The organism is Pseudoalteromonas luteoviolacea NCIMB 1944 (assembly GCF_001625565.1).
In the GTDB taxonomy this organism is placed as follows: Bacteria; Pseudomonadota; Gammaproteobacteria; order Enterobacterales; family Alteromonadaceae; genus Pseudoalteromonas; species Pseudoalteromonas luteoviolacea_F.
Genome location: NZ_AUXS01000097.1, coordinates 32881 through 48436 on the forward strand (window position 1 = coordinate 32881; position 15556 = coordinate 48436).

10 protein-coding genes are annotated in these 15556 nt (G+C 40.4%); 7 read left to right on the top strand and 3 right to left on the bottom strand.

What is annotated here, in order from left to right:
- Nucleotides 1-42: 42 nt before the first annotated feature.
- The 6 genes from N483_RS25220 (at nt 43) to N483_RS25245 (ending at nt 9124) form a co-directional block, all read left to right on the top strand.
- Nucleotides 43-1755: an alanine/glycine:cation symporter family protein gene (locus N483_RS25220; RefSeq protein WP_023400312.1), complete on the top strand. Its 1713-nt coding sequence runs from the start codon at nt 43-45 to the stop codon at nt 1753-1755.
- Nucleotides 1756-1827: 72 nt separating this feature from the next.
- The gene (locus N483_RS25225; protein ID WP_023400313.1) at nt 1828-2154 is read left to right on the top strand and encodes a hypothetical protein; all 327 of its coding nucleotides are present in this window, start codon (nt 1828-1830) and stop codon (nt 2152-2154) included.
- Between the two features lie 2 nt (nt 2155-2156).
- A complete protein-coding gene (locus N483_RS25230; protein ID WP_023400314.1) occupies nt 2157-2438 on the top strand; it encodes a YeaC family protein in 282 nt (93 codons plus the stop codon).
- A complete protein-coding gene (locus N483_RS25235) occupies nt 2428-5112 on the top strand; it encodes a DUF349 domain-containing protein (RefSeq protein ID WP_023400315.1) in 2685 nt (894 codons plus the stop codon). The genes N483_RS25230 and N483_RS25235 overlap by 11 nt, the downstream gene beginning before the upstream one ends.
- A 555-nt stretch (nt 5113-5667) precedes the next feature.
- Nucleotides 5668-8478: a bifunctional aconitate hydratase 2/2-methylisocitrate dehydratase gene (locus N483_RS25240; RefSeq protein WP_023400316.1), complete on the top strand. Its 2811-nt coding sequence runs from the start codon at nt 5668-5670 to the stop codon at nt 8476-8478.
- Between the two features lie 424 nt (nt 8479-8902).
- Nucleotides 8903-9124, top strand: coding sequence for a hypothetical protein (locus N483_RS25245; RefSeq protein ID WP_023400317.1), 222 nt, complete (start codon nt 8903-8905; stop codon nt 9122-9124).
- Nucleotides 9125-9283: 159 nt separating this feature from the next.
- Here N483_RS25245 and N483_RS25250 read toward each other — a convergent pair whose 3' ends face one another.
- A complete protein-coding gene (locus N483_RS25250; protein WP_023400318.1) occupies nt 9284-10858 on the bottom strand; it encodes a serine hydrolase domain-containing protein in 1575 nt (524 codons plus the stop codon).
- Nucleotides 10859-11721: 863 nt separating this feature from the next.
- Between N483_RS25250 and N483_RS25255 the strand changes: the two genes are divergently transcribed.
- The gene (locus tag N483_RS25255; RefSeq protein WP_023400319.1) at nt 11722-12003 is read left to right on the top strand and encodes a hypothetical protein; all 282 of its coding nucleotides are present in this window, start codon (nt 11722-11724) and stop codon (nt 12001-12003) included.
- Nucleotides 12004-12241: 238 nt separating this feature from the next.
- On the opposite strand, the gene N483_RS25260 is transcribed toward N483_RS25255, so the two are convergent.
- Together N483_RS25260 and N483_RS25265 are read right to left on the bottom strand one after the other, a co-directional pair.
- Nucleotides 12242-14236: an EAL domain-containing protein gene (locus N483_RS25260; protein ID WP_052027405.1), complete on the bottom strand. Its 1995-nt coding sequence runs from the start codon at nt 14234-14236 to the stop codon at nt 12242-12244.
- A gap of 288 nt (nt 14237-14524) precedes the next feature.
- On the bottom strand, nt 14525-15430 hold the full coding sequence (locus tag N483_RS25265) for a TIGR01777 family oxidoreductase (RefSeq protein ID WP_023400321.1): 906 nt from the start codon (nt 15428-15430) through the stop codon (nt 14525-14527).
- Nucleotides 15431-15556 lie beyond the last annotated feature (126 nt).

The window sequence follows — 15556 nt, forward strand, 5'->3', positions numbered from 1 at the left end:
GTTGCCTTTTTTTATATAACAACAATTAGAAGAGGATAAGTCGTGGACGCATTAGGAAGTTTTCTTGATAGCTTAGATGCCATGCTAGGAGGCTCGTGGTGGTTTCCTTATGTATTGCTTGGGGTGGGGTTCTTTTTTACAGTTTATTTAAAGTTCCCGCAAATTCGCTATTTCAAACATGCTTGCCGAGTTGTAACGGGCAAATATGACAAAAAGTCTCTTGAAGGTGACACGACACACTTCCAAGCATTATCAACTGCTCTGTCAGGTACCGTTGGTACCGGTAACATAGGTGGTGTGGCTTTGGCGATATCAATCGGTGGACCCGCTGCTCTGTTTTGGATGTGGATGACCGCTTTTTTTGGTATGACAACCAAGTTTGTAGAGGTGACGCTCTCGCACAAATACCGTGTTAAGACAGAAGATGGCACAATGGCGGGTGGTCCTATGTACTATATGGACAGACGCTTAAACATGAAATGGTTAGCGGTGCTTTTTGCTATCGCAACTGTGATAAGTTCTTTTGGTACAGGTAGCTTGCCGCAAATTAACAACATCGCTCAAGGTATGGAAGCGACATTTGGATTTGAAAGAATGGCAACTGGTGCTGTGCTTTCAATTCTTTTGGCATTGGTTATCTTAGGTGGCATCAAACGTATTGCTGCGATTACTTCAAAAGTAGTGCCTGTGATGGCGGCTGTTTATATCCTAGGTGCGTTTGCGGTTATTTTTTACAATATTGAAAATATTGCACCATCATTTGCTGCTGTGTTTACAAATGCATTTTCCGGCTCTGCAGCTGCGGGTGGTTTCTTGGGCGCTTCATTCGCTTATGCATTTAACCGAGGTGTAAACCGAGGTCTATTTTCTAACGAAGCAGGTCAAGGTTCTGCGCCAATCGCACACGCATCAGCAAAAGCTGATGAACCAGTGTCAGAAGGTATGGTGTCTATCTTAGAGCCTTTCATTGATACCATTATTATTTGTACATTAACTGGGTTGGTTATTTTATCATCTGGGGTATGGACAGAAAAATTCGAAACAGAATTTGAACGATCGTCGATGACTTTTATAAAAGGCAATTATGATGAGAGTAATGACGCAGACAGATCTGAACTGTATAAATATCTGAATGGGTATTCTGATCATAAAGTTGAAGAATACAATGGAACAATTCAGGTCGTACAAGGCATAGCAGTAAACAAAGATTTTACCGTGCTGCATTCTCGCTCGATTGGTGAAGATATTCGCTTTGGCATTTCTGATTCGCATCAATACACCGGAGTCGTTGAAATAGAAAGTGGTATGCCCGTTGACCCGAGTATTTCTATTCAAGGTAAATCGCTTGTTCACTCAGCAGAATTAACAACAAAAGCTTTTACACGTGGGTACTTTGGCGACAGTGGTAAGTATATTGTTTCAATAGGCCTGCTATTATTTGCATTTTCAACAGCGATTGCATGGTCTTACTACGGTGACCGAGCAATGACATACCTACTAGGCCCACGCTCCGTGATGCCGTATCGCGTCTTTTATGTTGCAGGCTTCTTTTGGGCATCCTTTGCAGATACCACGTTAATTTGGAAGTTGGCTGCAGTAGGTATTGTTGTGATGACCTTACCGAACTTATTCGGCATCATGGTTTTGAGAAAAGAAATGAAAGAAACCGTGGATGATTATTGGGAAAAGTTTGAAAATGGAAAAGATCAAGCTTCAGATAGCGATAAAATCGAAAAATCTCGCGATTTCCAATAAGACAAACTAACTCAAACCAAGTAGAATAGGGCGCCATATGGCGCCTTATTTTTTATTCGGAGTAGCGAAAGTATGGCAATTGCCCAATGCCCGAGTTGTAGTAAATCGATTTCTTCAAAGCACACTGAGTGTCCTCACTGTGGTGTAGAAATTGGGAAAATAAGTGACGACGAAATACGTCGAATTTCGGCTAGAAACCGAATTAAGAAACAACAGAGTATTATGAATTACTCATTTCTGGCTCTGATTTTATTTTTGGGTGGTTTTTTATATTTGTATTGGCACCACCCAGTTGAAGGCAGCATTGAAATGTATGCAGCTAAATCCGCAATTGGCATAGGTATGGTTTGGTACCTAATTAATCGCGTGATCTTGGTAATTTTGAAAAAGAAAAAGTGACGATGAATGTAGATAATTTGGTAAGTAGCATTACCCCAGAAGTATTTGAACGCTTACAGTATGGTGCTTCTACAGGGCGTTGGCCCGATGGCACAGAATTAACTGAAGCACAAAAAGAACAAACTGTTCAACTCGTCATGTTATATCAGGCAAAAATCGCAAAATCGAACGAGCAATTTACGATTAATGAAAGTGGTGAAATGGTTCAAAAATCGAAACGCGAATTGCAAAAAGAATTTAAAGCAGAAAACGAAATAGCTAGGTTCACTGAAAATGATCTTTAAACACTTATTTACACCTAAATGGAAGCACCCTAAGGCGCAAGTGCGCTTAGCGGCGGTGGATAAATTAGATACAACCAAGGACGTCGAAGCACTAACGACTCTGGCACTTGAGGACGACTCAATTCAAATAAGAAAAAAAGTCCTCAATAAAATTGACGATTTGGGTCTGTGGTGGAAAGTCTACAAACAAGACCAAGAACTCAAAGAAATTGCAGAGCAGCATATCAGTCAAGCAGTGTTGTCTGGCTCACAAATGTTAAGCAATGATATCCGTGAAGAGTATATTGACAGATATGCTCCGCAGAAGACCTTAGAAAAGCTTGCTTTCTCAGATATTGCACAAACACAACGTGTAAAGTTATTAAAGCGGATAGCAAATGCGCGTCTTATTGAGAAAGCTTTTAGGGAAGGTGAAGAATCTATTCAACTTGCTTTGTTAGAATTGGTTTTTCAGTATGAACTAACAAAAACGGTATCGAAAAGTGCGCAAGGCGAAGCTAAAATTCAAATTGATGCGCATATAGAGCAAGCTCACTTGGCGAAAGTTATGCCGAAGCAGGTAGCTGAGCAGGTAAAACTGATTTTGGCTAAGTTTAATGCACTGCGAGAAAAACTTGATTACGAAACGGTTAGTGGCCAGTTCAACGAATTGAGTCAACAGTGGCAAAGCCTTGAGTTAAAGTGGCTAGATGAAGAAACGCTGGGTGTACAGTCTGAAAAGTACCAAAAGTTAACGGACAAACTGACCGCGCATATAGAAAAACTCAAAGCACAATTTGAAGCTGAAGCAGCGGTACAAAAAGCGCAACAAGAAAAGCAGCAAACTATTGCACAATACACGTCTCAGATCGGTGCTTTTGAAGTAGTACTGAATGAGGCAGTAAGTAAGCTGGATGTTGAGTCACAAACTTCATTACAAAGTCAATTCGGCCAATTACACAGTACATTGGCTGATTCTGCATATAATGAAACGGCGGAAGTTAAAGGTCTAATGCGAAAACTTACGCAATTAAACGACTTACTGACAACCTTGCCAGAAATGATTGCTGCAACGAAAGAGTTTCAAACTGCATTGGATGTATTGAAGCAGGTTGAGATCAGTGAAGATATTGAGCGTCTTGATGCGTTACTTGGTGAGCAAAAACGTGCATATCAAACATGTAATGTGGCGTTAAAATCTTTGCCAGGTGAGTTAAAGCAGAATGCAAAAAGTGAGTTGAATCAGGTGTCTAAATCCTTTTTAGATGGGATGAAACCACTAGTAGAGCAGCAACAGAAATTACTTAAAGAATCGCGTAAGAAAGCACGTGATGTACAGAGGTTGATTGAACAAGGGCGCTTTAATATTGCGTTTGGTGTGTTCAATGGTTTATCTGAAAGTTATGAGCAACTTACTGAAGCGCACAAAGAGCAAGTGAGCAAGCAGTACGATACATTGCAAGCGCAACTTGCAGAGTTCAAAGATTGGCAAAAATACGCATCTGCACCAAAACGTACAGAGCTCCTTGAACAGTTAGATGAAAAACTAGCAGAAACAGACGTTGATCCTAAAGTACGAGCAGCAGACGTTAAAATGTTGCGAATTCGTTGGAACGAACTTGGTCGTATCGAAAGTGAAGAAGAGAAACAACAAGCAAAAGTGTTCGACGAAAAAATAGAATTGTTGTTCGCGCCATGTCGTACGTATTTCGCTGAACAAGAAGAAGCACGTAAACAAGTCGTTGTTGATCGTAAAAAGCTCATTACAGAAATGCAAGAATTGGAAAGCTTCTCAGTTGAAGAAGAAGGCAGTTGGCGCAAGCTTGAAAGCCAGTTTAACCGGATCAATAAACTTTGGCGCAGTGCAGGTAGCTTGGATGCCCAAACTTACCAATCATTAAATGGTCAATATCGCGATGCATATGCAAAAGCAAATGCACGCCTGAAGGCGCACCACCAAAACAATGCGCAGCAAAAGCAAGCATTGGTTGACGAAGCATTGGCACAAGTTGACAATGAGAATGTGGCTGAAGCCTGTGAGGTATTAAAGACACTGCAGAAGCAGTGGCAGGGTATTGGATTTGCTGGCAGTAAGAATGAACATGTTTTGTGGCAATCGTTTAGAAAGCACAATGATGCGGTATTTGCTAAACGTGAAGAGATAGTAGCACAACAAAAACGCGAGAATGCGGCTCTTGAAACGCAGCAGCGTCAGGAGCTTGCTAATCTGGACAGTTTAGTGATCGATGCAAAAACGCAGTCTGAATTAACGCAGTTGCAGGCTCAGATTGGTAGCTTGGAAGTGTTAGGCGGTTTGAATAAAATCAAAAAGTCATTGCTTGAACAAGTTGAAGTAAAGTTGAATGAGTTGTTTTCAACTCTGAATCGAGAAAAGTTTTCAGAGCTAGTAAGCGCTGTTGAAAATAATCAAGATATCCCAGCTTGTTGGCAAGGTAAAAACACCTTGGGCTTGAGTGCTGAAAGATTGTTGTTAAGGCTTGAAATTTTGACCAATGTTGATTCACCTGAGGGGGAGCAGCAGGCAAGAATGGCGGAGCAAGTTGCATTGCTTGATGAAAAGCTGCAAGGTGATTCCCATAAGTTGGACTTTTACTTAGTCAGCTATTTTGCCCAAGCAAAAATTGAAGGGATTGATTTAAACTCAACTCGAGTTTTAAGCGTGTTAAATGCATAGATAAAAAAGGCCCTACTAAGGGCCTTTTTTAATGGCCGTTTTTTATATCTACTTTCAGCTACATAAGAACCAACTCAGTGTTTTTTAGGTCCTCATTTCACTGTACAAAATTGAGCAAGTCCAATGATGAGTTACGCGATTGTGAGCGGTGCTCAAAGATTCCTTCATACATACCGTGTGCGCTCATTATAGGGTAAAAGTTATCTTGGCACGGAGAGGCCACAAAGGTTATTTATTTTAACTCTATATCAAGTGGTTACGTTGTTTTTTTGGTTTTATTTATTTGCGTAATGAGTTTGATATTGGTTAGTCACATATCTACTTTTTGAGTAGGAAAGTGACAAATATTTATCTCGGAAATAATAATCATTATCACATAATTCTTATTTATACCGCGCATTAACTTTATAAATTAGCGTAACCTAGTGAATTTAGTGTATTTTGCGGCGCAAACTAAAACTAAAATCGCTTTTTAGTTAAATGATTACTAGCGCACTAAATTAGGGTAAAATAACCCTGTTTTATCTATGCGTATTACTGCCTGACGAGGTTCATATGAGTTTGTATACTGAGTACTTGGAAGAGATCCAAACCCGTAAAACGGAACAAGGACTAAATCCAAAACCAATTGATAGCGCAGAGCTATTATCTGAAATTATTGCCCAAATCAAAGACGCTGGGCATGAGCACCGCGAAGATTCGCTTAAATTCTTCATCTACAACACACTTCCAGGCACAACTAGCGCTGCTGGTGTTAAAGCACAATTCCTAAAAGAAATTATCTTAGGTGAAGAGACTGTTGCTGAAATCACAGCTGACTTTGCATTTGAGCTTCTTTCTCACATGAAAGGTGGCCCTTCAATTGCGGTACTTCTTGATCTTGCACTTGGCAATGACGAAGCGATTGCACAGCAAGCTGCTGAAGTACTTAAAACACAAGTATTCTTATACGACGCGGACACTGCTCGTCTACAAGACGCGTTCAAAGCAGGCAACGCAGTTGCTAAAGATATCCTAGAAAGCTATGCGAAAGCAGAGTTCTTCACAAAGCTTCCTGATGTTGCTGAAAAAATCGAAGTTGTTACTTTCATCGCGGGTGAAGGTGATATCTCTACTGACTTGCTTTCTCCTGGTCACCAAGCGCACTCACGTGCTGACCGTGAACTTCACGGCCAATGTATGATCACACCTGAAGCACAACAAGAAATCGTTGCGCTTAAAGAGAAGCACCCTAACGCAAAAGTAATGCTTATCGCTGAGAAAGGCACAATGGGTGTAGGTTCTTCACGTATGTCTGGTGTGAATAACGTAGCGCTTTGGGCTGGTACTCAAGCAAGCCCTTATGTTCCATTCATCAACATCGCACCAGTTGTTGCTGGTACTAACGGTATTGCACCAATCTTCCTTACTACTGTTGATGTAACAGGTGGTATTGGTCTTGACCTTAAAAACTGGGTTAAGAAAGTAGATGCTAACGGTAACACTGTGACTGATGAAAACGGTGACCCAGTATTAGAAGAAGCATACTCAGTAGCTACTGGCACAGTGCTTACTATCGATACTAAAGCGAAAAAACTATATAACGGCGAAGAAGAACTGTCTGATATTTCATCTGCTTTCACGCCACAAAAAGTAGAATTCATGAAAGCGGGTGGTTCTTACGCGGTCGTATTCGGTAAGAAACTTCAAACACTAGCGGCAGAAACGCTTGGTATTGAAGCACCAACTGTTTATGCACCTTCAAAAGAAATTTCTCACGAGGGCCAAGGCCTAACAGCGGTTGAGAAAATCTTTAATCGTAACGCTGTAGGTGTTGCTTCAGACGCGCCACTACATGCAGGTTCTAACGTTCGTGTTAAAGTGAACATTGTTGGTTCGCAAGATACAACGGGTCCTATGACGTCGCAAGAACTTGAAGCGATGGCTGCTTCAACGATTTCTCCACTTGTTGACGGTGCATACCAGTCTGGTTGTCATACAGCGTCTGTATGGGATAAGAAAGCGCAAGCGAACATTCCGAAGCTAATGGCATTCATGAACAAGTTCGGTCTTATCACTGCGCGTGATCCAAAAGGCATCTACCATTCAATGACTGACGTTATCCACAAAGTATTGAATGACATTACAATCGATGACCGCGCTATTATCATCGGTGGTGACTCGCACACCCGTATGTCTAAAGGTGTCGCGTTCGGCGCCGACTCAGGTACTGTAGCGCTTGCTCTTGCAACTGGTGAATCGGCAATGCCAATTCCTGAGTCTGTAAAAGTGACCTTTAAAGGCAGCATGGCTGAGCATATGGACTTCCGTGACGTTGTACACGCTACTCAAGCGCAGATGCTTAAGCAATTTGGCGGCGAGAACGTGTTCCAAGGTCGTATTATCGAAGTACACATTGGTACGCTAATGGCTGACCAAGCGTTCACATTCACTGACTGGTCTGCAGAAATGAAGGCGAAAGCGTCAATCTGTATTTCAAACAATGAAACGCTTATCAAGTCAATTGAACTTGCTAAGAGCCGTATCCAGATCATGATCAACAAGGGTATGGAAAACGAAGCGAAGACACTACAAGGTCTTATTGATCTTGCTGATGAGCGTATCGCAGGTGTTAAGTCTGGCGAGCAACCAGCGCTTGCACCAGATGACAACGCGAAGTACTACGCTGAAGTAGTAATCGACCTTGACGAAATCGTTGAGCCAATGATTGCAGACCCTGACGTAAACAATGAAGATGTGTCTAAGCGTTACACGCACGATGTGATTCGTCCTGTATCATACTATAACGACAAGCCTGTAGATCTTGGTTTTGTTGGTTCTTGTATGGTTCACAAAGGTGACATGCAGATCATTGCACAGATGCTACGTAACCTTGAGAAGCAAAATGGTTCAATTGCGTTCAAAGCACCTCTAGTTGTTGCGCCACCAACATACAATATTGTTGATGAGCTTAAAGAAGAAGGTGATTGGGAAATTCTAGCTAAGTACGCTGGTTTCGAGTTTGACGATGAGAAGCCAAAAACAGCAGCGCGTACTAAGTACGAAAACATCCTTTACCTAGAGCGCCCTGGATGTAACCTATGTATGGGTAACCAAGAGAAGGCTGAGCCTGGTGACACTGTAATCGCAACTTCAACGCGTCTATTCCAAGGCCGTGTTGTAGCAGATACATCAGAGAAGAAAGGTGAGTCTCTACTTGGTTCAACGCCGTTAGTTGTACTTTCAACTGTACTTGGCCGTTTCCCAACGATGGACGAGTATAAAGCTGCGGTTGAAGGCATTGACCTAACAGCATTTACTCCGCTTGAAGAAGAGCTAACGACTAAGTTTGGTTCTGAGCAAGCCGTGCCAGTTAAAGTTGTTTAATCGTAAAGATTATTGACTAAAAAAGCGCGTTGTAAAACGCGCTTTTTTTATGGCTTGGTTTCGACCTTTTGAGCCGAAATATTAAATATCTAGTACTTATTTTTCGCCACAATTATATTTCCCTTCAACTTCTTGCCACACATGACACATGACACATGACACATGACACATGACCATGACACATTAGCCGGGATAACAGTTGTTCTGTCGAGTTGCTGCTAGCTATTAGTTCTTAAAAATAGACTTGGTTATTTTGTATTGGAGTCGTAAATATGGCGCGTATTTTTACATGCTAGTCTAAACTTTACCTCTGTCGAATCGTTATATAGTAACATAAGTTGAGTGCTCTACTGTTTCCAAGGTACAGCTTAGTACTCTACACACCGCGCTAATATACACGCTTAAACAGAGGGACTCAGGCATTATGAATGAGCACAGTAGTTTTTATTTTCAAAGTTATGAACAGTGGCGTCATGCAATTACAGTGCGTTGCAATATCAATTTAACACCAGAATACGCAAGAGCCCGGATCCATGCGTTGAGTAACCCAAATGACCTTCATACACGAGAGTTTGCTGCCAAGTATGGAGATGCTTACTTAAAGCAGGTAGTGGCATGGTTTACTCGTGCAGAGCAAAGTACATAGCCCTTGTAGTATCAGTTAACGACTTTATACAGTTTTCTCGATTTCAGGCTTTGTTCGTATACTGCCTTAGGGTGGGCGTTTAGAGGTAATTTGGCGGTCATACTTGAGGTGAGTTTATTGTTTAAGATGATCGAACGGCTAGGTTCGATCATCATCGATTTAAAAAGCTTTGTTATAGCCCATTTCTTCAAGTGTTGTGAGAACGGACTCGGCAAACATCCAATGCGCTTGTGTATCAAATTGGCTAGCCCAAGCGATTATTCTGATATTGTAAGGTTGAAAGTCAAAGGCTAACGCTCCCCAAGAGCCTGCGTGTCCAATCATTTCTATCTGGGTATCAGAAGCGTTTAGTTCGCCAATTGCTGATTGTAGGCCCAAGCCATAAAATTCGGAACCTTGCGCATCGACAGGTATTCTCCACGATAACCATTGGGCGCGTAACTCAGGGTCTTGAATAAGTGTACCTTCATGAATCGCGCGGTAAAAGCGGTTCAAATCACCAAGTGTTGAGACTATTCCTCCGCCAGCCCAAGCAAATGAAGTATTCATATTGATTGCATTTATATTATGGTTTGCATAAAAATGCTCTGGATAGCTTTTTTCATGATTGTCTTTGCTTAGAAGGTAGTAGTGGTCAGCTGGGTCTTGGGCTTTGTGATTGCCATGAAAGTCCATAAAAGTGCTGTCCATTGCTAATGGAGCAAATACCAATTGTTCCATTAATTGATGTAGGGGAGCATTGGCGACTTTTTCAAGTACAATACCGAGTAAAACAGCATTACTGTCTGAGTAAAGGTGCTGCTCACCAGGTGCTGAATTAAGGTTGTTTGTCAGCCCTCTCTCTAGCATATTCTGCAATATTTTTTGTGGTTCCCACAGCATATTTTGTTGTTGTTTGCCACTGAGTGCTCTATCCAACTCTATATAATCAGGTGATGCAGGATCACACATATAGGATATATAATCTTTAATTCCGGTGCTTTGGTCGAGCAATTGGCGTATAGTGATTTGTCCTCCTCGCTTGACTCCATTGCTCTGGTGTAGATCTGCGACTCGAAAGCCTTGCGGTAAATCTGAGTCGCTCAATAATTCAGACAATTGAGTATCCAAGCTGAAATTTCCCATTTCAATCATTTTCATGGTCACAGCTGCTGTGATTGTTTTTGAAATACTTGCGACTCTAAATGGATGGGAAATGGTCATTTCTTGCTGTGCTTGTACGTTTGCAAACCCGGTGGCACCTTGCCATGTGTAATCAAGATCGTTAAAAGTCACTGACAAAGCCATGTTGGCAATGAGCGGTTGGTGCATTGTGTACAGGGTATCCATTAATTTATTCAGCTCTGATCCTGCAACTTCCTCAATGGGTACAACCTCGACATTTATCTCAGCGTTTGAATGACTGCCTAGTTTATCCACAGCAGTTATACGAAATTGATATTGGCCAGGTAATTTTGGCGCTAAAAATTGAGTTGAAGGCTTGTCTAGTTGCTCTATCAAGGCTTGCTCATTACCACTAATTTGTTGCCATCTGATTGAGTCTAGGTTGTTGTCAATGTCAGTTACAGTGGCAGACAGAACGCCTCGGCTATTTTGAACGACAGATATTTTGTTGTTGCTTAGTTTAATACTCGGCGCCGTATTTTTACTTTCTGAACCACATGCGGCTAAAGTTGCCGCAATCAAGACTAAAAGAGAAGTTCGACTGTATTTGTTGGTTTTTAATCTAATCATTTAATTTATTCTCATCGAAAAACTATAAAGGTTTGTCGATTGAAATATAATAAATAGCCGTTCTTTCTTCTGTATCAAGCTGTAGCTGGTTATATTGATATGTAGGGCTGTTGGCGCACTTTTAAATTTGCGTTTTTTGTGTTGGTTAATTTTAATTTAATTTGGAAGTTATAGAGATCCTTTCCTGCGTTCAGCCAATATTCCGTTTGTTGTGTGTTATGATGGTTATCGAACTTTTAGGGTATTAGTGGTTGCACCCCAAAGCACAGGCACAACATATCGACTATTATCCTCTAGAGTGCCGCAGCAGAGTCATCTAAAAGTTTGCTACAAGCGCAGTTTCAGGTATATGACTAATAAGTTTAAGTACCAACCAAACATTTCAATTTATTTATATAAGTTTAGCTCGTAACAAAGCTTAACTTATCGCTGTTGGGTGAAAACCACTCTGTTTCATAATTCACAAACTTCATTGGGGCTATTTAATGTAATATTGCCTCAGGTAAAGTCAAAGATTTAGTGTTGAAATACTTCCAGGATTGCTTCTGTAAAATCTGCAATAAATTACCCTTTTCGCGGTCACTTTGTTGTGTTTTTTTATTTTTATCATAAATATTTATTTTTATATTCATGGTTTATGGCGGTGTTACTTTTGCAGCTGTTAAAGCGGTGTCTTGTTTGTTGTGAATAATGAAATTGCTGGTGGGTTGGATTGAATTATTTTGTCTGGTTTGAGGTTTTTGTAAGTATAGAGTAATTAAGCTTTTAATATATATTGAAATTTTATTGTTTTGTAATGTTAATCTGTTGTTTTTGTTTGTTTATATTTTTTAGCGGTACTTAACAAATATAAAGGAAATATAATGAAAAAACATATCGCAGCAGTACTACTTTTAGCTCCACTTTTTACATCAGCTTCATCTCAAGAGGTTAAAGAAGATCAAGTAACTTCTAGCGCTTACGGCAAGATCACAATTTGCCAATATGAGCACATTGGTTCGTCTTTTCCTGAATCCGGTTCGTTCCCTGGAACTATGGTATCTTTTACACATCAAGGGCATATTCAGTGCCGAGGACCCGTGTATGTAAGTGGTTTCAGATATGTATTAGACAGCCAAACACATACCTATGGCCGATATCGTTAATTTTAATTGATAAGGTAAACCTTGCGACTTAATGTTGTGAGGTTTTATTTTATGTCATGGCTTCTTTTATAAACTCTCTTCCTCAAAATCGGCGTCCTCCATATTAAATGCACACATTAAGGCTGGGAAGTTCTCAGAGTTTTTTGGCTTGTGATTTAGCGTAGTTTTTATCAGGTCGTGATGGAAAGCTAACACTTTGTGCAATTAATTGCTATATCAGATAGCTATCTTAAGTTGGCTAGGGTTTATTCGAATTGAATTGAGTTGTGAATTTAATTACGTCTTGTTTTGGTAATGCTTTTTGATAATACCACCCCTGTACAGTTTCAACTTGAAGTGCTCGAACAAACTCCAGTTGATAACGTGTTTCTACGCCTTCTGCGATTAAGTGTTTATCCATTTTGTGGAGCAGCTCGACGACATATGTATAGAAATCTGCGCCGGATTCTTCTTGTGCGTTATCTAGAAGTGATTTGTCTAATTTTATGATATCAATAGGTAAGTCAGCTAACATAGACAAGCTAGAATACCCAGTACCAAAATCATCTATGACAGTGATGATATTAAATGCCCGAAGTTTTTGGATATTGCGGATGACTTTATTTTTATCACTTAAATAACCTGACTCAACGACTTCAATTTTTAATTGATTTGGGAATTTTTGGAACTTGTCACAGATGTAATTAATGAGGACATGGTCAATCATGACTTTCGGATTGACATTGATGCTTATAATTGGCGTAAACCCCTTTTTATTAAAGTATTCTAAATCTCGCTGCGCCTGTTCGATTACCCATTTGTCTATGATATCCGTTTGGTCATGTTTGATTAAAGTGTCCAAAAAGTAGGGGCCTACTAGGGACCCATTTGGCTTTTGAAGCCTCAGTAGTGCTTCGAGTCCGTTTATAGTTTCTGAAATTTGACAAATTTGAGGCTGATAAAATAGCTTGAGCTTGCCCGTACTGATATCAGTAAGCACTTGATTGAGCTCCTTACTGGCAAATTCTATATCTCTTTGATGTGAGATAAATGCTAACTCACCTGAAGAGCGCAATTGTTCCGAAATATTCAGTTTGTCGCTGAGCTTATTTATGGCGTTTTCAAAATTGATTTGTCGATTGTGCCATCTTAAAAAAGGGTAATAAACGATAGCGCTAAGTACAATTAAACAAATTTGCAAGAATGCGCCATCAAGCCCTCCAGACACTCTGTAGCCACTAATGATGGCTGGCGTCATCCAGCTTATTTCAATGTTGCTAACATCAACCCAGCCTTGGCTTAAAACAACGTAAGATACTGCGAAGTTTAAGCAAGGAACCAGCATAAAAGGTAACAACATGATGGGGTTTAAAAAAATCGGTAAGGCAAAGACGATGATTTCGCAAAAGTTAAATGCGGTAAATGGAATAGAGAGTTTGGCAATGTTGCGCTCATGTCCACTGCGTCGTAGGCAAAGAGCAGCAAGAATTAATCCAGCAAAGCAACCAGTTCCACTCACTAGTACAAAGGTATCGTAAAACGTTTTTGCTGAAATTCCGGGCAGAATGGGTTGTGATAAAAATCCTGAACTTAGCAACATATCGAATGTGTTATCACCATGGATACCGAGAAACCATAACCCGTGGGTAATAAGCATTCTTTGGAAGGCGAGCCAAGCCACGGAAGTGTTGGTCATATCGGGTGTCAGCCAATACGCTATTTCTTCACCGGCTGTATACAGCAGTGGCATAAACAAATAGAAACTAAAAAATACCACAGAAAAAGGCACAATTGTCCGTAACTTTTCACTTAAAAAATGGCTGACTTGATACAGATAACGTTCAAAACTTGGCTGTAACTCCATACAAACAATTAATAATAAACTACTGATACTAGGTATAATGATCGCAAAAGGTGTCGCGCCTGTTGGGTTTAGTTCGTAGGCATCATTGTTATAGACAATGTACTGACCATGTACAGCGAAGCAAAGCAGCGCCAGCATTGCACCAATAATACCGCTATGACCATAATTTTTGCTGATGAAAAAACCGATTGAAGTGGCTACAAATACTGGGAAAAGGCCCAAAATCAACGACGCGCCATTGAACAAGATTCGATATAGAGTATGTGTAGGTGTGAGTAGGTTGAAGTATATTGCACTGTTGAGAACCAACAAGGCTAAAGCACTACTGACAAAATAGGGAAGCAGGGAAATAAAAGCTTCGCGCAGCGATAGTAAGTACTTGCTGTGCATGATGGTTTTAATAGCATGTGAGAGTCGGGTGTAAAACAATCAAAAAGCTCTTCGTTTGATGTAGGTTTAAGTATAACCACGCTGGCTGAATCTGCATCTATGATCAGAAAAATGCTGAGCAATGAATTTGGGGTTTTGTTCTATCGCTATTTAAATTTTATTATGGCCTCGACCAATCATCGGCTGTTTTTATTTTTAGGTTAGTTAATCAGTGCTTTTGCAACACAGTTGGCAAAAGCATGATTCACTATATGGCGACTCGATCTTTTCACGGCCAAGTGTTTTACATTAGTGCATTATTTGTTTTAAGGCTTCTTCAAGAGATTGATATCTAAAGCGATAATTGGCATCAAGAGCTTTTTTGGGAATGACCTTTTGGCCATATATTAAAATGTCAGACATTTCACCAAAGGCCCATTTCAAAAAGCTTTCTGGTAACCAAAAAAAAGCGGGACGATTAAGTACTGTTGCAAGGCAATCTGAAAATTCTTTGTTTGAAACTGGGTTGGGGGCAGTTGCATTAAATGCACCTTCAAGTTCATCATGGCGAATAAGAAACAATATGAGTTGTATCATATCGTCAATATGTATCCATGACATCATCTGCTCTCCAGAAGCCATGGGTCCACCCATCCCCCAAGAAAATGCAGGCAACATCTTTTTCAAAGCGCCGCCACGGCGAGACAGTACGACACCAGTGCGTAGTAAACATACTCGCGTATGCTCACTTTTAGTTTTCAAGGCTGCTTGTTCCCAATCACGGCAGAGCTGATGGCTAAATTCGTTGTAAGGGTTATCGTACGACTCGTCAACTGCGACATCAGCGGGTTGTCTACCGTAAAATCCAATGGCGCTGCCTGAAATAAACGTATGAGGGCGGTTGTGAGCGGCGTTAACATAGGCTGCGATTTGCTCAGTGATGCCAACTCTGCTTTGAATTATTGCCTGCTTTTGTTTATCACTCCAGCGTTTATCAGCAATAGGTTCTCCAGCCAAATTGATAATAATATCGATGTCGTTAAAATCGACCTCAGACAAACATGCAACAAATCGAGAATTTTGTCCTATTTGCCCTAATAGATGCCTTGCTTTTAGCTCATTTCTAGTCAGTATGACTAAGTTATACTTATTGACTAAAAATTTACAAAGTTCTTGCCCAATTAGTCCGGTTCCACCCGTGATCAGTATATTCATTCCACGCTCAATTAGTCTCTGGTTTATATATGTTTTTTAATGTGCCCTAGTGCTTTGAATTTAAATTCAATTACAATAGTAGCAGAAACATTCGAAAGTTATGTGTTAACTTTATCTTCAACGTTG

What these genes read in the sequence shown, in the direction of transcription:
- N483_RS25230 (WP_023400314.1), top strand. Translation starts at nt 2,157, where the DNA reads ATGAATGTAGATAATTTGGTAAGTAGCATTACCCCAGAAGTATTTGAA.
- N483_RS25240 (WP_023400316.1), top strand. Translation starts at nt 5,668, where the DNA reads ATGAGTTTGTATACTGAGTACTTGGAAGAGATCCAAACCCGTAAAACG.
- N483_RS25225 (WP_023400313.1), top strand. Translation starts at nt 1,828, where the DNA reads ATGGCAATTGCCCAATGCCCGAGTTGTAGTAAATCGATTTCTTCAAAG.
- N483_RS25255 (WP_023400319.1), top strand. Translation starts at nt 11,722, where the DNA reads ATGAAAAAACATATCGCAGCAGTACTACTTTTAGCTCCACTTTTTACA.
- N483_RS25235 (WP_023400315.1), top strand. Translation starts at nt 2,428, where the DNA reads ATGATCTTTAAACACTTATTTACACCTAAATGGAAGCACCCTAAGGCG.
- N483_RS25265 (WP_023400321.1), bottom strand. Translation starts at nt 15,430, where the DNA reads ATGAATATACTGATCACGGGTGGAACCGGACTAATTGGGCAAGAACTT.
- N483_RS25260 (WP_052027405.1), bottom strand. Translation starts at nt 14,236, where the DNA reads ATGCACAGCAAGTACTTACTATCGCTGCGCGAAGCTTTTATTTCCCTG.
- N483_RS25250 (WP_023400318.1), bottom strand. Translation starts at nt 10,858, where the DNA reads ATGATTAGATTAAAAACCAACAAATACAGTCGAACTTCTCTTTTAGTC.
- N483_RS25245 (WP_023400317.1), top strand. Translation starts at nt 8,903, where the DNA reads ATGAATGAGCACAGTAGTTTTTATTTTCAAAGTTATGAACAGTGGCGT.